Origin of the sequence: Pseudoalteromonas sp. D15MCD-2 (assembly GCF_038562745.1) — a bacterium.
Classification (GTDB): Bacteria; Pseudomonadota; Gammaproteobacteria; order Enterobacterales; family Alteromonadaceae; genus Pseudoalteromonas.
In genome coordinates this window covers 252,844-271,536 of sequence record NZ_JBCFQE010000001.1, presented here as the reverse complement: position 1 = coordinate 271,536, position 18,693 = coordinate 252,844, and the positions used below count along the sequence as shown (strand labels likewise).

Below are 18,693 nucleotides of genomic sequence, written 5' to 3'. Positions count from 1 at the left end.
TTCTCAAAGGTAAATTTTTTGAATGATTACTCAGGTAAGTAAAGAATGGACCCTTTAGAAAGACTTGCACAGAGAAATACCGCACATAAAACAGCTCGAAAAAAAGAAAAGCGTGAATTACTTTGGCATATTCCGATCACTGTAATCAGTATTTTGACTTATATGTCTATTTACATCTTTTTAGTGACTGACGACATAAATCCGAATGATTTGCCAATAACTGTAAAGCCAGTATGGGTGGTTTCAAATCTACTAACTCTAGGGCTAGGTGCCACGCTCTTTGTAAGCAGTATTGCGTTTTTAGTATTTCTATATTTTTTAACGAAATATATAAAGGTAAATATTTTAAAGCTCAAAGTGGCAACTATAACTGCTATGCTATTTCTGGTTAGTGTATCTTTTTTTGCACTTGGCAATTTTTGTAACGGCTTAATTTATAAGAATAAAATTTTAATTGCCGACTTCATGCATTTTGGCTTTTATAAACCACCAACTCTCATTCAGATGGCTTTAAACTGGCTAACTATCTTAATAGTTATCTTGTTACTTTCTTTAAATTTCATCATTGCTTCAGCACCTTTCAAAGCAAGAAAGCACTTTAAAACTAGTTTTATTGATAACTCATAACTGTGGCAACTTAAATTATAAGTAACTAACTGCTCTGTAAATCTCCACCCATAAAAAAGCAGCCCACTCGGGCTGCTTGAAACTCATAGCTTAAAGCTAAATACTTTTAAAAAGGCAAATAGATTTGCGCGCTTAGGCCACCTTCTGGACGATTAAGTAGTTGTACTCGGCCGCCGTGCATATCGACAATACGTTTAATTATCGCAAGGCCTAAGCCACTGCCTTCGCTACCGCGAGCGGCATCACCTTGTTTAAACGGTTCAAATACAGTTTCAAGTTCGCTTTCTGGGATCCCCGGGCCGTGATCGTTAACCACGACCATGGCAAACTTTTTATTACTGCTCACGCGGGTTTCAACCTCTATATCACCATCTGAATAGCGAATTGCGTTTTCAATCATATTAGTAACAACACGCTTTATTGCTACCATACTCACTGGTACTTCGCTTAAGCTCGGATTCTCTTTAAAGGTAATAGTGCGGTGATGTTTTTGTTCAGCTTCGACAACTTCAGAAACAATCGCGTTTAAGTCTTCTAGCTCAAGTTCTTCACGTTTGTGATGGCGTAAATATTCAATGAATTGGTCGATAATGGCATTCATGTCTTCAATATCATGAATGATCCCTTCACGCAGGTAATCTTCATCGTCCGACATCATTTCGGTGGCAAGGCGAATACGTGTAAGCGGCGTGCGCAAGTCATGAGAAACACCTGCCATTAATAACCGACGGTCATTCTCAAGGGCAGCAATTCCTCGCGACATTTGGTTAAACGCACGGGTTACTTCAATAACTTCAGTAGAGCCTTGCTCTTCTAGCTTGGTAGAAAAGTCACCCACCCCTACTTTAACAGCGGCTTGTTGCAGTGCCTTTAAAGGTCTATTTAGATGGCGGGCAAACAACCACCCACCGAGTACACTTAAAAAGCCAATACTCGATAAATAAAAGGTTAAGAACTTCAGGTTGTTTTCTTGCAGGCCGGTGAGCGGCACGCGCACCCAATAACCCGGTGCTTGCGGTGCTTCAACCCAGTAAACAAGTGGATCGGTTTGGCTTATTCGTACCCGAGCAGAGCCATTGAGTTCTTTCGACATACTGCGCGATAGCATGGAGTACTCACGAGTTTCAGCCAACCCCTCACTCATCGCTTGACGCTGGGTCATCACTTCGATGCCGGTGATCTCAAAAAACTTGTCTGAGGCTTCCTTGCTTACCTCAACCCCTTCTTCCCATTCGATAAACACGGTTTTCACCTGTTTCGAAAGGATCAGGTTTACTTGTTCTATAGTTGGTTTAACAACATAAAAACTGACCGTGATATAAGAGACAATTTGATTGATTAACAGCAGGGCCGCAACCAAAAATACCGTTTGTCCAAACGCACTACGTGGAAACATGCCCATTACTGTTATTTTTCACCGTCTGGCACAAATACGTAGCCTAAGCCCCATACTGTTTGTATATAACGAGGATTAGCGGCATCCACTTCAATCATACGGCGTAAGCGTGAAACCTGAACATCGATACTGCGCTCAAGCGCACTGTAATCTCGGCCACGTGCTAAGTTCATCAATTTATCGCGACTAAGCGGTTCACGAGGATGAGTCACTAACGCTTTTAATACCGCAAACTCACCACTGGTTAACGACATTGTTTTATCACCATGGCTCATTTCGCGGGTCGCAAGGTTTAGTGTGAAGTCACCAAAGCTAATTTCGTTTTCTTCGGCAGCCGGCGCACCTGGCACTTCTTTAGCACGACGACGTAAAATTGCTTTAATACGCGCTAACAGTTCACGTGGGTTGAATGGTTTAGGAATATAATCATCAGCACCAAGCTCTAAACCGATTATGCGGTCAACTTCATCGCCTTTGGCTGTGAGCATTACAATTGGAATGTCATTTTCTTTTTGACGTAAACGACGGCAAATTGATAACCCATCTTCACCTGGTAACATTAAATCTAATACAATCAAGTGGAAGTTCTCGCGCTCTAATAAGCGATCCATTTGCTCTGAATTTGCTGCTGAGCGAACAATAAAGCCTTGTTCTACAAGGTAACGCTCTAGCAAACTACGTAAGCGCATATCGTCATCAACAACCAATACTTTTGTCGTTTCGTGTCCCATAACTTTCATTCTTTTTGTAATATGTTACTTATTAATATAAATGAAAAAGTTAAGAATAAAAAACGAATTACGCGCTTAGATTGTTACTGAACATTTCAAAATCCGACTCGACAAAGGTAAAAGACTTTTATACTTTGCAGCTGGTTTTCTTTTTAGGCTGAATAAAATGGCAAAGACAAATTTAATAACCCGAGAAGGGTATCAGCAATTACAACAAGAACATGACTACTTATGGCATGAAAAGCGCCCTGAAATTACCAAAATTGTTACTTGGGCAGCAAGCTTAGGCGACCGTTCTGAAAACGCCGATTATCAATTTAATAAACGTGTTTTACGACAGATAGATCGCCGCGTACGCTATCTTCGTAAACGCATGCCAGATCTTAAAATTGTTGACTACAACCCACAGCAAGCAGGAAAAGTGTTTTTTGGTGCTTGGGTCGAAATTGAGAATGAACAGGGCGAAACAAAGCGCTTTCGTATTGTCGGCCCCGACGAAATTTACGAACGCAAAGATTACATTTCGATTGATGCACCTATGGCTCGAGCGCTACTTGGCAAACAAGTAGATGATGACTTTTCGGTGAACACGCCTGAAGGCGCAAAAGAATGGTATATCAATGAGATAACTTATCCGGATGCGAAATAATTTTTGCCAGAAAATTCAGAAAGCGTTAATTAGTGATTGTTTAGTCTAAAAATGTGATCTATAACTAAAGGTACTCAAGATAAATCATTACTTGAGTTTTAGAAGGTAGTAAGTATGTCAAACGCAATACAACGCATAATGAGTAATGCCATTGTATTCGCACTATTAATTAGTGTGAGTTTGATATCTTACGCCAGTGATATAGAGAGCCATTCAGACAGTGTTACGCCAACCGCTCACTTTATTGCGTGTGATAGTGCAGACCCTGCCAACTTAGATACCGACCTCGATAAACATACACCTGCGTTCGTTGCTAATGTAGCCCAACCACTGCCAGATGCACGTGTGGTTTCGTATGTTCACCCTTGTAATAAGGTGTCTGTTTATAGCGCGCACCAGCGAGGGCCACCTGCTTTTTAATTAACTCAAATTTTCTATTTCAGTTTTATTAAAATGTATGGTGACCAAAATGAATAATTTCAAAGAATTACGTCTTCAAGATATCTCTAATGGCGCATTATCTAATGCAGTGAATGAAGTTGAGCCAACACTAGATCTCACTTCTTCAGCTTTAAAAGTACTTAATAGCTTTACTAAAAAAGATCCTTTACGTGCACATTACAGCACCACTATTGTTGATGCTTTAAAGCAAACAAATAGCTGTTGCTCAGATTTTATTTTAGTGGTTGATAATGAAGATAAACTACTCGGTATTACTTCTAGTGCCGATCTGCAAAGCTCAAAAATTATGATCCTTGCACAGCGCTTGAACTTACACCGTGAAGAAATTACTTTACACGATGTAATGACGCCACTTAGCAGCTTAGCTGGTGTGAGCCTGCAAAGCATCAGCTACGCAAGTATTGGCGATGCACTGCAAACCATGGAACACCAAGGTATGATGTTCTTATTAGTAACCAGTGCTAAACAAGAAATATGTGGTTTGATTTCAGCTCGAGAGATCGCTAAAAAATTACATATTCCTGTTAATATCAACCCAATTGCTAATGGCTTTAGCGAAGTATTACAGCAGGTTGATCACCCGCACTAAGCGTTAAAATCTGCGTTGTGTAAGACTATTTTTGCAGGCCTTAAAAGCAGTGCTTTTAAGGCCTTCTTATTGTGATATTATTCAGGCAATTAATCTTCAGTTTTACTGATTTTCTATTTTTAAAAAGGTTTATGCATGAGCAATATCTCTGCACGCTTAGCAACAGAGCTAAGTGCCCAGCAACCACAGGTTGTTGCTGCAATCAAATTACTTGATGAAGGTGCCACAGTTCCTTTTATCGCCCGTTATCGTAAAGAAGTAACTGGTGGCTTAGATGACACGCAACTACGTTTACTTGAACAGCGCTTATCGTATTTACGTGAATTAGAAGAACGCCGTAGCTTTATCCTTAATACTATTGAAGAGCAAGGCAAGCTAACAGCCGAACTAAGTGCTGATATTAATAACGCTGACAGTAAAACTGAGCTTGAAGATTTATATCTGCCTTTCAAACCTAAACGTCGTACAAAAGGGCAAATTGCCATTGAAGCGGGCATTGAGCCGCTTGCCGATGCGCTATTTAACAACCCAAGTCTCGACCCAGAACAACAAGCAAGTGATTACATTAATGCTGATGCAGGTTTTGCAGATAATAAAGCAGTGCTAGATGGTGCTAAATTTATCTTAATGGAACGCTTTGCTGAAGACGCAAAATTGCTAGCTAAATTCCGTAGCCATATCGCACAACATGGTCAGATTGAAAGTACTGTAATTGCTGGTCAAGAAAATGAAGGTGTAAAGTACCGAGACTACTTCGAGCATCAAGAACCGCTTAAAAAAGTACCATCACACCGTGCACTTGCTATGCTACGTGCTCGCAATGAAGGCGTATTACAACTTAGTATCAACCCAGAGCCTAGCGCAGAAAATCCGGCGCAAGTGTGCGCACAAATGATTGCCGATCATTATCGCTTAGATGTTAGCAATTCTGCTGCAAGCGCTTGGTTAATGGGCGTAGTGCAATGGGCATGGAAAATTAAGTTAAGCCTTCACCTTGAGAATGAATTTTTAGGTGCAATGCGCGAAAAAGCAGAAACCGGCGCAATTGACGTTTTTGCTAAGAACTTAAAAGATTTATTAATGGCCGCTCCTGCAGGCCCACGTACCACGTTAGGTCTGGATCCTGGTTTACGTACTGGTTGTAAAATTGCCGTTGTAGATAGCACTGGCAAGCTGTTAACAACACAAACGATTTTCCCGCACGCACCACAAAATCATTGGGACAAATCGCTTCGTACTCTTGAGCAATTATGCCGCCAGCATAAAGTTGAGCTAATCGCTATTGGTAATGGCACGGCTTCACGTGAATCTGACAAATTAGTAGCTGAACTGATTAAAGCCAACACTGAGCTTAAACTTAATAAAGTGATGGTTAGTGAAGCCGGCGCTTCTGTTTATTCGGCATCTGAGTTTGCCGCTAATGAATTCCCTAACCTTGATGTTTCACTACGTGGTGCTGTGTCTATTGCGCGCCGCTTACAAGATCCACTTGCTGAGCTGGTAAAAATTGAGCCTAAATCAATCGGTGTAGGTCAATATCAGCACGATGTATCGCAAAGCCAACTTGGTCAAACGCTAACATCAGTGGTTGAAGACTGTGTAAACTCAGTAGGTGTAGACTTAAATATGGCGTCGGTGCCACTACTGACTCGCGTATCTGGCTTAAACAAAACCTTAGCACAAAATATTGTTAGCTACCGTGATGCGAATGGCTCATTCAACAAACGCTCTGAACTGAAAAAGGTTGAACGTTTAGGACCTAAAGCCTTTGAACAAGCTGCCGGTTTCTTACGTATCAGCACAGGCTCAGATCCTCTTGATAACTCGTCAGTTCACCCTGAAGCCTACCCGGTTGTTAAGCGTATCTGCGAGAAGAACAGCTTAGATGTAAACAGCCTAATTGGTAACTCTGACATCCTAAATAAGCTCGTTGCAAACGACTACACAGACGAAAAATTTGGTTTACCAACTGTTACCGACATTATCAAAGAACTTGATAAACCGGGTCGTGACCCGCGCCCTGAGTTTAAAACTGCTGAGTTTAAGGCCGGTGTTGAAACCATTAACGACCTAAAACCAGGTATGATTTTAGAAGGTGTAGTGTCTAACGTTGCTAACTTTGGTGCCTTCGTTGATGTAGGCGTACACCAAGATGGTTTAGTGCATATTTCTGCGATTACTAACAAGTTTATCTCTGATCCACGTGAAGTGGTTAAAGCGGGCGATATTGTAAAAGTAAAAGTAGTTGAAGTAGATGCTGCTCGTAAACGTATTAGCTTTACCATGCGTTTAGATGATGATGTTGATACCAGCAATAAAGCCGCACCAGCTAGCAAACCTAAGCCAGCTGCGAAAGCGAAAAGTGCACCTAAGCAAAAACGCGAATTTGGCAATGTTGCCATGGGTAATGCCTTTGCAGATGCATTTGCCAATGCAAAAGTGAAAAAATAATAGACTGTAGGCATAAGTCGAAAAAGACCGCGTAAGTGTAAACTTACGCGGTTTTTTATTTGTATAGCAACTTAATCAGTCTCGTTGCTATGAAAGGCTCAATAAACTGAGCCTTTATCGCTATTACTTACGACGACGAAGTGCAAGTAATGGCAGTAGTAACACAATGAAGTGACCTAATGAGCCGCTTGAAGAACTCTTAGTTTCCGCTTCAGTTTCTGGTGTTACTTGTGAAGCGAATTCACAGCTACCATCATCTTCATTCGCAGTCGCATCATAGTTAGTCGCAGCAGCATCAGTACAACCAAGCTCTACACCATCAGACTCAACCATAAGCAAGAACTCTTTGCTTACTTTGTCTGCTGGGTTAGCTTTGTCTTGCACTGTGACTGTTACCATTGTTTCACCATGGAAATGTGCATCAGGGATTAAGTTAAACGACATTCCGTCAACTTCAGCCGTAACGTTCTCACCGGTTACCACTAATTCATTTGGCGACTGGTCTGCATCAACAACCATCACGTCAACACCATCGATACGGCCATTTTCTGCTACCGTCATATCAGCGATGTCGCTCATTTTCAGGTTGCTTTGTACGCCGATTGAGTGCATTAACATACCACCTTCTTGGCTACCTAGTTGGTAATCAAGGGTGATATCTTGCACAGAACCTTTCGCATCAGGCATAACCGTAGCAGTAAAGTTAAACTCAACTTCACTTTGCTCTGGGCCAACATAATCAAAACAGATCACTAAGTCATCTTGTAAGATCTTGCCAAGGTCGTCATAACCAACCACATTGCTTAATGCACCGTCTTTAAAGCCGGCAGTTGTAGAGTAAACACTATCACCACCTTCAATAAAGATAGTCCCTTCATCAACACCTGCGCCTAGGTTATCGTAAGCAAAAATAGCTTCGAACATACCTTCATGGTCATCGATACCACTACGTAAAATCACTTCATAGTCAAACGTGTCGCCTGTGTATTTATCAGTCACATTATCGAATTCCATGAATACGAGATCACCTAAGTCAGGACGCTCTTCTTTATACTGAGAAGCAATCGTTAGACCTGTTGGATCCGTTGGATGGCGAAGATTTTCGATTTCAAACGAACCACGCCAGAATGGTGCCAATGCTTCAACTAAGAAACCTGGACCGCGGTGTGCACTCATCATCCACCAAATAGGTGTGAACTGCATTGCACCTGTTGGGTGTAAACGTACTTCGTTATTATTTACTTGGTTGTAAATTTCAAACTTCGCACCTTCTTTATAGAATAACCAATCAATTGGCACATCAAAGTACACATTTGAGCCACCTTCATACCAAGCAGCTTCAGGTTGAATGCGGAAATCACCCCATAAATCGATATATCCCCCTGTCGAGAATTCATCAATCATTGGCGTTTTACACATCTCATTAGTGATGTTGTTAGTTACCACATAATCACGTTGTACGTTACGCGTTGCGTCTTGTGTACCTTGAATAGTTAACGTGTTGCCTTCTACAACTAACGAAGCTGCAACTTCTTCATTGTTTGAAGTTAGCGTTTCAGGCCAAACTTGCATGCCATCAGGAATCGTCAATGACAATGAATAGTCACGCGCCTTAGATTCATAGTTAGCTTTAAGTTTTACATTAACGTTAACTAAGTCCATAGCGCGAGCAGTGTCTTGATCAACATTTAGGGTGAGTGCTTCTGCATCACGCTTTAAGTTAACCGATGTAAAACCAAGGGTGCCTTCAGCCCCCTCTGCATTACCTAATGCAAAGCCGCCATAATAAACATCATTCGGTTGCGCATCTGGTAAATCCCAATTTACAGCAATTTCATAGTTACCATTGCCACTGTGCTGCTGTGGCGCTGATACACTGAATTCACCGGTATTTTGCTCTTTAACAATGGCGTAATGAGTCACTGTTTGATAACCAACATCACGTGAACCTGCTAGAGCTGCAGTCGCAAACCAGTATTTACCAGGCTTAGGGTCAATAATATTACAATAGTTATCTTCAACACTGCTTGAAGAGTAACAAATCATCTCTTCATTTAGCGCTTTGATCAGTGCAGTAGAATCTTCCGCAATCTCTTCATCAGAAACCATGAATGAGCCGCTTTCATTAGCATCATAACCCACTATCAAGTGTGCTTTTTTCATTTGCCAACGAGGTTCAACAAGGTCTGCTAAATCTGTAGTTTGCTCGGTAGATGCAACTTTAACCATTAAGCGTTTTGTACCTTCTGGTACTTCAAACGCTTGGATATCCCACGCTTTTTCAACGCGGTCTTTTGTCACATAAGGTGAAACACCTAAGATATTTGCGGTAATCTCCGTTGGTTTTACTAGACCATAATAAGTCGGCGTAAATTCACTGTAGCTATCGGTATTAACTACGATTGATTCTGATGCACTTGCACGTGCCATATCGATATCAACCATGGTTGGTAGCTCATCAATGACGTTTTTCGCAACTAATGTGAAATGAGCATCAGGTGAGTCGCCATCAGTGTTCTTGAATAACACTTTACCGTTGAACCAAGCATCTTTATTTAAGATATTGTCCCAAGGCGCACCTTCTTCAACAGGATCAAGCTTCGACTCGATGATATTTGGCAACTTCATAGTAACCATCACATCTTGTGTTTCACCTGCTTGAAGTGTGAAATTACTTGGTGTTACGCTAACTTCTACACCAGAGCTTTCTTCTTCACCTTCAACAGCCCAACCATAAGCCGTTGCATCCCAAGTACCATCTTTTGTTGCCTTAACTGTACGCATCCACGTACATTCAAGTTCGCAGTCTTGGTTAACTAACGAAGGTAGGTTAAGCCACTCTACTAAACCACCATTGCGCGGGTTCGCATCATGATAGTTTTCAATAGTCTCATCCATGATAAGACCCGCATTGGCAGCTTGTGCTACGTCAATCGCACCGCCACCAGCCATGAAGTTGTAGTATGGGTCAATTAAAGTAACGCCATTAGAAATGCGCACTTTGTTCGCCGTCATCATTAGTGCTGATTGAATTTCTGCAGGCGTCCAATCAGGGTGCATTTGCATAAGTAGCGTCATTGCACCAGTAACATGCGGCGTAGCCATTGAAGTACCGCTCATGAAAGTCCAATCAGATGCACTTGGATAAGCTGTAAATGGCTGGTCATCGGCATTCGCTGCGTAAATATCTACACCTGGTGCCGTCACATCTGGAACAAGGTTATTGATGTAATAACTTGGCCCCATTGAGCTAAAGATCGCAAGTTCATTACCTGCTTCTTCATCAAATGAATAATGATTTTCTGGTTCACCAATTGTCGCAATCGCTGCGCCATCAGGGTTAGCATTAATCCAGTTACGAATTGTCCAGCGTGCGTTTGCTGGTAAGTGAATACCTGGGATCACATAGTTATCAGCAACAATATTTTCCGCCGAACTAATGTTTTGTAAAATGAAGCCACCTGCTCCACCAGCTGCCACATTCTTAGCTTTGTCGACACGTGCAATGTCACCACGTAAACACACTACAATTTGGTCAGCCGTAAACGTGCCAGCAGGGAAAGGGGCATTACAGCTTGCTGCATTGTAATCATCATTTTCGTTCGGGTCGTCGTACTTTTCGGCAAGTACAACTTCACCTGTGATACCGCCAGAGAAACTCTTACCTGAATACTCACCAGCATAAGGCGTGCGCGTTCCTTGGAAGTTATTGATGGTTTTAGAACCTAAGTCCATTACACGATCATGGGTTGATGCGCCTACTGTAGTTACCCAAGGCGAAGTATGATCCGCAGACATATAATATGGGCCTGAGTTACCCGCTGCTGCTGCTACTGAAATACCTGCTTCACGCGCACTTAAGAAAGCCATTTCCATTGGGTCTTCCCACGGGAAGCTTTCACCACCACCAATCGAGAAGTTGATTGCATCTACACCATCTTCAATTGCATCTTCAAATGCTGATAAGATAGCTGACTCAGGACAGCCAGAATATAGATCACCCGAGTTTCCTGCATAACACACTTGGTACGAAATAATGTGCGCACGAGGTGCCACACCACTGGTACTTTCAAACGTAAATGGTAAGTTTTCACCATCACTTACTTTCTCACCTGTTGCAGCTTGAAGCGGTGTGTTTTCGATGTAATTACCCGCCGTAGTGCTTGCTGTGTGAGAACCGTGACCATTGTAGTCTTCACCATTTTCAGGGCGGCGATCTGCACGTGCAAATTGATAATCAGCATTCATTGCTGTGACTTCTGGATACGAGCGAACACCAATTAGCTTGTCATTACATAACTCAGGCTCTTCCTCACAGTCACCTACGAAGTTACCTGCGCCTAGTGGATTTTTCTCACTGTACTCTTCGTCGCTAGCAAATGCTGGATGGTCTGTATTGATACCTGTATCAATAATACCTACGACCATACCTTCACCTTTAACACCTACTGATGAAGCCGGTGTTGCACCCTGCCATAATTGATCAGCACCAATAAACTCAGGACCACGGTCTGTGCGTAATTCAAAAATGCGGTTAGGAGTAATACGCTTTACGCCTGATTGTGTCGCAAGTAGCTCTGCATCAGCTTGTGTCATTTCGACCACTACCGCGTTATTTGCAAGAGTAAATTGCTTTTTAATCGCAATATTGGCACCTATTGCACGCGCCTTACTTAATACTGCTGTTTGACGTTGCTTTAAAAAACCTTGATACGCGCGTACACTTTGCGACGCTGTATCAATACGCTCTTTAACCATTAAAGAGCGAGATTCAGTAATAGCTGTAGCGCTGAAGCCTTGAATATTACCTTGATAACTTGCTACAGGTTCATCATGCATTTGTACAATGTATGTTTGAATGCCTGTCACCCCATCTTGAGGTTGAAAAACATGTTCTGGCTGCTGACTTTGATAGTGCTGGTTTAAGCGTTGAGCACTTCCTTTGAGTAAGCTTGGATGATCTTCGATTTGTTTTTCTTGTTGATAATTCGCGATATCTTCAGCTGTAAATGTTGGCTGATAAAAGCCTTTATCAGACACTTTGTTAAAGCCCGGCTCTGCCGCAGCATAGCCTGTAGCGCCGACATACAAGGCTGTAAGTACGGCTACTGAACTTTTTTTCAAGTGTGCGATTTTCTTATTGCAAGGTTGCATATGATTCCCACTGATTTAATTCTAAACAGCTCATAAATTGCTTGAGCTGACACACTAAATTATTTAGCAGGCAAACATATACAGAGGGGGATTTACATGGTCAAACCCACCTGTACACACTTGAGATACAAAATTAACATTAAACAAACACCAGAGCGGTAAAAATAAACGCATTGAAGGATATTTATACAAAATGTAGCGTTTTGTACAAAATACGATTACAGAAACAAAGTGAGTAGTGAAAACAGCTAGAGAAAGGCATCCCTAGCTGCTAAAAAATTAGAAGTTATAACGAACCGAAAGTGCAAGGTCTGAGTAATCATTTGCATCACGATAGCTTGCGCTTATCAGCCAAGCTGGTGTAAAGGCATAGTTTGCCCCCACATGAAATACAGCATTATTTTCGCTCTCTTCGTCGTGCAAACGCTCGTAGCCAACGCCAGCGTTGATCTCAAATGAATCAGTTAATAGATGTCTGATTTGCGCGTTAGCAGACAAAATATCTGCGGTTTCTGAATTTGAGTGATTCTCTGAAAAGCTATTAAAAACTTGATCTTGGTATGATACAAATTCTTTAACATTAAGGTCAGTTTCTATCTTTAACTGGCCAATCTTTGCTGAAAAATCAACTTTAGTGCGATCGGATAGCGAATAAATATAACCTAAACCAATTTCGTATCGGGTCATGTCAACATCATAATCGAAAGTATAAGCTATGACAGTATCACCTAAATAATTATCATTGCTATCGTAAACACCTGAGCCATTGAATTCATTCGTTGCAGTCACATCATCATTTAAAATTGAATAATGACCTGTAACATACCAATTCTCAGCAAACTGCTTACTGAAATTAAAGCCATAACCTTTAGGAGATAGCTCATCGAAGTCATCAATTTCTGTCTTTTTATATCCGGCTTCAACAAAGTCATAGCTTAGAAGTGAGGTGTTTTCTGCCATGACAGCGGTAGAAGCAAGTGATAATGCGCAAGCAAGAAGAGTGTATTTCATTTGTTAAATCATCCTAATTATAAATCGTGGACAATCTACCAAAGCGAGCAAGGACCCGCAATGGAAACAATATTCGTTTTTGTAGTCTAAATGTAAGAAACTGTTAGGGTCATTAATAAATTAAGTGAGTAGTTATGTAGTATTTAAACTTCGTTAGCGACAAGTTTTAACCGCAAAGTGATTAACTGATACTGTTAATTGATATTAGTTAAATAAAGGCAGAGAACTGGTTTTGGTTCGTGGGCGAGGTAGCCGCTTGATAAAAATTAGCAATACGTGCGGCACGCTCGTCTACTTCTACATCACGCTTGGCTGTTTTAGTTTCGCTGGTTTGAGTAGCGCTATCTTCGGCATACTCACTGTTTATTTTGAAGGTCGATTTGCCTGAGTCAGCATCGTCATCAACTGATTGACTGGCAAGCTCAGCTTGCGCTGCCATAAGCTTTTGTGTGGCATCGGCAGCAATTGAGCGATCAGCACTTGAAGGCTCTTGAGGTGCAAGCGCAGCTGCACGCACCGTCTGCATTTTTTCAATTGTAGCTTTTGGGTCACCTTTAATTTCAGCAACATCAATTTGCACCTCGCCGCCCACGGCATAGTTTGTACCATCTGGGCCGCGTTGATACTCATAACTTGGTGAGCCAGCATATTGCCCTCCTACCGCTGCATGCGCTTGTTCATGAATACGCACTTCGGTATCGCGGGCTTTTAGCTCTTTAATTTGCTCAGTGTCTTGTTGCTCTTGCTCTGCAACCTTTTGCTCTTTTTGCTGCTCTTGTTTAGCTTCTTGCTGTTCTTGCTCTGATTGTTCAGGCTCACCCTGCTCACCACCTTGCTGACGTTCTTCAATCACTTTGTCTTCAGCTAGACGACCTTTAGCATCATACGTACCAGCTTCAGAACCTGGCTGCTTGGTTTTGTCGCCATCATTCAGGGTTTTATTTTCTGCGTTACTCGGCTTGGTAGCAGCAGGAGGCGGGATCACTTCACGTAACTGATTATCACGGCGAGCACTTTCGGTGTGCACATTCGCTGTGTTGATATTAATCGAAGGAAACGGAGTGACGATATTCATAAGTACTAAACTTTAATATCTATTAATGTACCGAGCACTTCATCAGCAGTCTGAATCGTGTTGATATTGGCTTTTGCATTAAACTCTTCAACTTTTAAATTAACAAGCGACTCATCGATTGGGGCAGGTTGTGAAACTGGCGGAGTTACAGCTTCATTTGGAGTTGCCGCTTGTAATTGGCGTTGTTGAGCTAATTGGGCATCATCTTGCTGATCAATTGAGGCACGGCTAATCTCAGCGCTCGCCTTTTCGATACCTTGGCTTGCACGGTTATAACCTTCTACCGCATTATTAAAAACAGAACTGATTGGCATAACACCCTCCAACAGTGAGATCTACCCGTTAAGTATCGCTCATAAAACGAGCAAAATAAAGCTAAATCCCGCTATTTTTCTGGCCTCTCAGCGAGTTTTGCTTAACACATTGATTTCAGTGCTGATATAAATGACGCTTTATGTGAAATAAAAGGCGCGTGTGAGGCCTTATCTAAAACTTCATATTCAAACTGAGGGTGTAAGGCATGCATTTTTTCAATCGCGCGATAAGGTACTAATGAATCTAAGCGACCGAAAATACCACGCACAGGTACGCTAAGGTTAGCGAATAGTTCCCGTAAATCATCCTGCTGTAAAATGTCTAAGCCCGCACTTAAAGCTTGCTCTTGAGGCGCAGGGTATTGGTTTAAAAGTGCTTTAAGTTGCTTAATGTCATCTCGAGCTGATTCACTGCCCATTGCTTGTATCGCCAAAAACCGTTCTATCGTTTTTTCTCTGTGACTAACTAGCTGATCTTTAAATGCGTTCAATACGTCAGGTTTAATACCCGGCCATTCGTCGGTTTGCGCAAAAAAAGGCGTTGAGGCAACCAATACAACCTTTGCGACTTTGTCAGGCCAATGTGCTGCAATATACATGGCAAAAAGTCCGCCCAACGACCAGCCAACAAGAATAGACTGATCATTTAGCTGTGTACTTAGTTGCTCAGCTGCAGCGTGCAAAGTGTAAAGTGTAGGGATTGACTGCGCGTTACCAAAGCCAGGTAAGTCGAGGCAACGGACTTCACCATCATGAAAAAACTCAAGCTCAGGTTTGATCACTTGCCAAACCCCTTGGTTCATTCCCCAGCCATGTAATAGCACCATCTCATTTTGCATATTTTGTATTTCCCAACCACACTTAGCGCTCATAATAGCGTTTAAAGGAATGAATGCAATGTCTCACTTACCTCATGTCTTAAAACTAGGGCTAGACGCACTATTCCCCAACTTTTGCATTAGCTGCCAAAATCACATACAGGCTGATCAAGCTTTGTGTCAGTATTGTTTAGATGACCTTAATTTATTTGACCTTACACGCCATCCAAATTTGTTACACCGACCAGATATATGTGATGCATTTCCTGATAGTAATTTTGATCATTTAATTGCCTGTGCTTGGTATCAAGCACCTTTTAAGCTTTGGCTCAAGCAATTGAAATTTAATGACCAGCAATATTTTCGTGTGGCACTACAACAAGTAGTAGAGAAACAGCTGCAATTAGCTCGTCAAGTTAATACAAATTGGCCCGATCTTTTTATTGTGCTGCCTCTGCATAATCAGCGCTTTTTGGCACGCGGCTTTAATCAGGTAAGCCAAACTTGGCTGCCTGTTTTGAAAAACCAACAATGTACTGTTAGCACGGCTCTTTACAAGCAAAAAGCAACCAAAGCGCAATCACAGTTAAGTAAAGCGAAAAGAGTTAAAAATCTACAAAATGCGTTTGTTTGTCACCAAGATTTAACAGGAAAAACCGTGGCAATTATTGATGATGTGATGACCTCTGGCGCAACCATAAATGCTGCGACAGAAGCCATAAAAAATGCAGGGGCAAAGCAGGTATGGGCTATGCTCACTTGCCTAACAGGGTTAGGCAACCTGCATTATGATTAAGTGTGATTATTTATCACCAGAGGCATGAAAGGCATTACCAAAAAATAAGGCATTGCTTAGTAATCGACTCGTGCCGTACCAGTAACCACGGAATACTGGGTTATCTGTCATGCCTATCACACTGCCTTTGCCATATGAATGCGCAATGAGCCCTGCCGCGCCCGCTACTTGCTCTACATTTACGTCATCAGTAAAGCCAGCTAAAAGCGGCTTATCTGTGTAAGTAAGCACATTAACAAAAGGTGAGTCTGATTTCTCAAGTAGCCAAGTGCTATTCTTAAATACTGGTAATGTATTACGGTTCAGCGAATACGTAAGTGGATGAGATAAATCCACAGAGGTATTAAAAATTGCACCGGCAATACGCTGACGACCAGCTAAGTCATCTTTATCAGCATAAGTAAGTCCTGTTGTATCAAAGGCACTGGCTACATCGCGACGAGATAAGTAGTTTGCTTTTAGTAGCTGCTGATCAGCTAAGAACTTAGCACCACCTTTGTGACCCCAAATAACACCGCCTTTACGAACCCACGACTTAATAGCCACTTTAGTCGCATCATCAAGGCGATTGAAATTTCCGTGCGCTAAAATAATATGGCTGTAGTTCTCAAGGTCGATGTTACCTAAGCGCTCCATTTCGATAATGCTTGGCGCAGTGCCAACAAAACGATCTAAGTAATACCACACTTCACCAAGCTCATACTGGCTAGTTCCTTGACCACCCACGAGTAATACTTTAGGCGCTTTCACAACCGCCATTGCACGAGAACCTAAATCAGCACCTTTAACCGTTAAGCCCGAACTAATTGGCGTAATTTCAATGCCAAACTCATTCTGTGCTTGGTTTAAATAACTAACCCAGTTGCTATCAGTTTGCAGACCAGCAGGAACAAGAATACTACCTGGTTCAAAAGCTATTTCACCTGATGGCGTTTTTGCTGTAAGTGGGCTTAATGCCACGCGTGCTTTCACACCTTGTTCAAGCAAGCTATTAAGCATTTTTGGCGCTAGGTAATCATCCCATTTAAATGCATAGGCATAGCTTTGCGGTAATGCTGCAAAGCTTGACTTAACACTTTGCTGCCAAGGCATTTTTGCCACATTTAAGCCCCAGTTGCTGCTTACTTTTGCAAATTCTAAATTAAAGGCATGAGCAAGTGTCCAGCCAGACACATCATAAAACGTATTATCAACAAAACGCTGTTGCTCACTGAAAATCGCTTTAATTAAACGAAATTGTGGCTGTGCTAATGGTACATAATAGCTCTGCTCAGAAAAGCTTTGACCGTTTACTTTTAACGGCTCTTCTAACATGTACGCATTGATTTGATGTTGTCTAAGTAAATCAAGGAAGTATTGCATGCGACTTTGATCAGCGCCGCCTTTAACTACATACCCTTTAAAGTCTTCATCACCAGCAAGATCAACTGCTTTGTTGTAAAATTTTGCTTGATAATCAAGTAAGTCTGTACGGTTATCAATCGCCGCTTGGAACGTCGATAAGCTAGTTAATAACTGATTTTTAATCGTAAACGGGAAGCTTAACGGGCCGTTAATAGTTTCTTGTAAGTGACCACGCGAGCTCGCTTGTTCAAATAAGATGCCTACACCGCCATTTACGTCTGGGTAAGTTGAGCCTTTCCCATAGTAAAAGTCATCAAAGCTTTCTTCAGTGAAGTAAAGTGCATTGTGCTCATCAAGTGTCTTTGCATGATAGTTTGCAATGGCTTTAGTCAGCGTGACATTTTCTTCTGGCGTGATTGGGTGCTTACGAGTTGGGATCCCTGGTTGGAAAAAGTAAGTGCTGTTTGGGCCCATCTCATGGAAGTCAGTTAGGATATTCGGCTTCCATTGGTGAAACTGTGCAATACGTGCACGTGATTCAGGGTGTTGCAGTAACAACCAGTCACGGTTTAAATCAAACAAGTAATGGTTAGTACGGCTACTTGGCCAACTTTCGATATGCTCGCGAGTTTGTGGATCTGATGATAACTTCATGCCACGGTTGCTGTTTGCCCAATTTGCAAAACGCGCTAAGCCATCAGGATTTAATGATGGGTCGAGTAAAATAACCGTGTTGTTAAGTAAGGCATCGATTTCTGGCCCCTGTGCGGCTGCAAGGTAATACGCAACGAGAAGCGATGCGTTGCTGCCTGATGATTCATTACCGTGAACACTGTAACCCATCCAAACAACCGCTGGCTGCTTGCTTGAGTCACTTGCCCCACCATTTAGGCGAGCCAAATGCGCCTTGCGGATTTGCTCAACTTGGCCAAGTTTGTCGGACGCTGTAACCGTTAGCATCACCAGTGGACGCTGCTCATGAGTGCGACCGATTACTTTAAAATTCATTCGGTCACTTTTTTCAGCAAGAATTTGCATATATTGCACAAGTTGATCGTGACGTACATGCCACTCACCCACCTCGTAGCCTAATACCTGCTCAGGAGTCGGAATACTTGGGTCAAATTTCACATCTTGTTCAAAGTAATAAGAAAGAGGTTTTGCTAATGCGCTGACGCTCACTAGCATGGTTAATATTGTTATTATGAAACGCATAGATAGCACCCGTAATTATTTGATGTTTTAACGCTACCATTCGATAAAATAGATGCAACTT

14 protein-coding genes are annotated in these 18,693 nt (G+C 42.0%); 6 read left to right on the top strand and 8 right to left on the bottom strand.

From position 1 onward, the window contains the following. The first annotated feature begins 45 nt into the window (after positions 1-45). The gene (locus AADY36_RS01155; RefSeq protein WP_342408405.1) at positions 46-627 is read left to right on the top strand and encodes a hypothetical protein; all 582 of its coding nucleotides are present in this window, start codon (positions 46-48) and stop codon (positions 625-627) included. A gap of 106 nt (positions 628-733) precedes the next feature. Here the strand turns inward: AADY36_RS01155 and envZ are convergent, their stop codons facing one another. Beyond that, on the bottom strand, positions 734-2,029 hold the full coding sequence (gene envZ, locus AADY36_RS01150) for a two-component system sensor histidine kinase EnvZ (RefSeq protein WP_054562852.1): 1,296 nt from the start codon (positions 2,027-2,029) through the stop codon (positions 734-736). Positions 2,030-2,034: 5 nt separating this feature from the next. Then, on the bottom strand, positions 2,035-2,754 hold the full coding sequence (ompR, locus tag AADY36_RS01145; RefSeq protein ID WP_054554428.1) for an osmolarity response regulator transcription factor OmpR: 720 nt from the start codon (positions 2,752-2,754) through the stop codon (positions 2,035-2,037). Positions 2,755-2,920: 166 nt separating this feature from the next. Between ompR and greB the strand changes: the two genes are divergently transcribed. The 4 genes from greB (at position 2,921) to AADY36_RS01125 (ending at position 6,905) form a co-directional block, all read left to right on the top strand. After that, the gene (greB, locus tag AADY36_RS01140; protein WP_054562853.1) at positions 2,921-3,403 is read left to right on the top strand and encodes a transcription elongation factor GreB; all 483 of its coding nucleotides are present in this window, start codon (positions 2,921-2,923) and stop codon (positions 3,401-3,403) included. A gap of 114 nt (positions 3,404-3,517) precedes the next feature. Further along, on the top strand, positions 3,518-3,823 hold the full coding sequence (locus AADY36_RS01135) for a hypothetical protein (protein ID WP_054562854.1): 306 nt from the start codon (positions 3,518-3,520) through the stop codon (positions 3,821-3,823). Between the two features lie 49 nt (positions 3,824-3,872). After that, entirely contained in the window at positions 3,873-4,454 is a 582-nt protein-coding gene (locus tag AADY36_RS01130) for a CBS domain-containing protein (RefSeq protein ID WP_054562855.1), read from the top strand. Positions 4,455-4,589: 135 nt separating this feature from the next. Next, on the top strand, positions 4,590-6,905 hold the full coding sequence (locus tag AADY36_RS01125; protein WP_342408404.1) for a Tex family protein: 2,316 nt from the start codon (positions 4,590-4,592) through the stop codon (positions 6,903-6,905). A 123-nt stretch (positions 6,906-7,028) separates the two neighbouring features. On the opposite strand, the gene AADY36_RS01120 is transcribed toward AADY36_RS01125, so the two are convergent. The 5 genes from AADY36_RS01120 to bioH all read right to left on the bottom strand — a co-directional run bounded on the left by AADY36_RS01120 (position 7,029) and on the right by bioH (position 15,298). Further along, positions 7,029-12,029: a S8 family serine peptidase gene (locus AADY36_RS01120; protein WP_342408403.1), complete on the bottom strand. Its 5,001-nt coding sequence runs from the start codon at positions 12,027-12,029 to the stop codon at positions 7,029-7,031. Between the two features lie 309 nt (positions 12,030-12,338). Next, entirely contained in the window at positions 12,339-13,070 is a 732-nt protein-coding gene (locus tag AADY36_RS01115) for an outer membrane beta-barrel protein (RefSeq protein ID WP_342408402.1), read from the bottom strand. Between the two features lie 208 nt (positions 13,071-13,278). Further along, positions 13,279-14,145: a putative metalloprotease CJM1_0395 family protein gene (locus AADY36_RS01110; RefSeq protein WP_054562859.1), complete on the bottom strand. Its 867-nt coding sequence runs from the start codon at positions 14,143-14,145 to the stop codon at positions 13,279-13,281. Between the two features lie 5 nt (positions 14,146-14,150). Further along, entirely contained in the window at positions 14,151-14,459 is a 309-nt protein-coding gene (locus AADY36_RS01105; RefSeq protein ID WP_054554434.1) for a hypothetical protein, read from the bottom strand. A 101-nt stretch (positions 14,460-14,560) separates the two neighbouring features. Further along, positions 14,561-15,298: a pimeloyl-ACP methyl ester esterase BioH gene (gene bioH, locus AADY36_RS01100; protein ID WP_342409254.1), complete on the bottom strand. Its 738-nt coding sequence runs from the start codon at positions 15,296-15,298 to the stop codon at positions 14,561-14,563. 58 nt (positions 15,299-15,356) lie between these two features. On the opposite strand from bioH, the gene AADY36_RS01095 reads away from it, so the two are divergent. Then, the gene (locus AADY36_RS01095; protein WP_342408401.1) at positions 15,357-16,073 is read left to right on the top strand and encodes a ComF family protein; all 717 of its coding nucleotides are present in this window, start codon (positions 15,357-15,359) and stop codon (positions 16,071-16,073) included. Between the two features lie 6 nt (positions 16,074-16,079). Here AADY36_RS01095 and AADY36_RS01090 read toward each other — a convergent pair whose 3' ends face one another. Continuing rightward, positions 16,080-18,632, bottom strand: coding sequence for a M14 metallopeptidase family protein (locus AADY36_RS01090; RefSeq protein ID WP_342408400.1), 2,553 nt, complete (start codon positions 18,630-18,632; stop codon positions 16,080-16,082). Positions 18,633-18,693 lie beyond the last annotated feature (61 nt).

Coding starts and splice junctions, on each gene's coding strand:
- AADY36_RS01155 (WP_342408405.1), top strand. CDS start 46: ATGGACCCTTTAGAAAGACTTGCACAGAGAAATACCGCACATAAAACA.
- envZ (WP_054562852.1), bottom strand. CDS start 2,029: ATGGGCATGTTTCCACGTAGTGCGTTTGGACAAACGGTATTTTTGGTT.
- ompR (WP_054554428.1), bottom strand. CDS start 2,754: ATGGGACACGAAACGACAAAAGTATTGGTTGTTGATGACGATATGCGC.
- greB (WP_054562853.1), top strand. CDS start 2,921: ATGGCAAAGACAAATTTAATAACCCGAGAAGGGTATCAGCAATTACAA.
- AADY36_RS01135 (WP_054562854.1), top strand. CDS start 3,518: ATGTCAAACGCAATACAACGCATAATGAGTAATGCCATTGTATTCGCA.
- AADY36_RS01130 (WP_054562855.1), top strand. CDS start 3,873: ATGAATAATTTCAAAGAATTACGTCTTCAAGATATCTCTAATGGCGCA.
- AADY36_RS01125 (WP_342408404.1), top strand. CDS start 4,590: ATGAGCAATATCTCTGCACGCTTAGCAACAGAGCTAAGTGCCCAGCAA.
- AADY36_RS01115 (WP_342408402.1), bottom strand. CDS start 13,070: ATGAAATACACTCTTCTTGCTTGCGCATTATCACTTGCTTCTACCGCT.
- AADY36_RS01110 (WP_054562859.1), bottom strand. CDS start 14,145: ATGAATATCGTCACTCCGTTTCCTTCGATTAATATCAACACAGCGAAT.
- AADY36_RS01105 (WP_054554434.1), bottom strand. CDS start 14,459: ATGCCAATCAGTTCTGTTTTTAATAATGCGGTAGAAGGTTATAACCGT.
- bioH (WP_342409254.1), bottom strand. CDS start 15,298: ATGCAAAATGAGATGGTGCTATTACATGGCTGGGGAATGAACCAAGGG.
- AADY36_RS01095 (WP_342408401.1), top strand. CDS start 15,357: ATGTCTCACTTACCTCATGTCTTAAAACTAGGGCTAGACGCACTATTC.
- AADY36_RS01090 (WP_342408400.1), bottom strand. CDS start 18,632: ATGCGTTTCATAATAACAATATTAACCATGCTAGTGAGCGTCAGCGCA.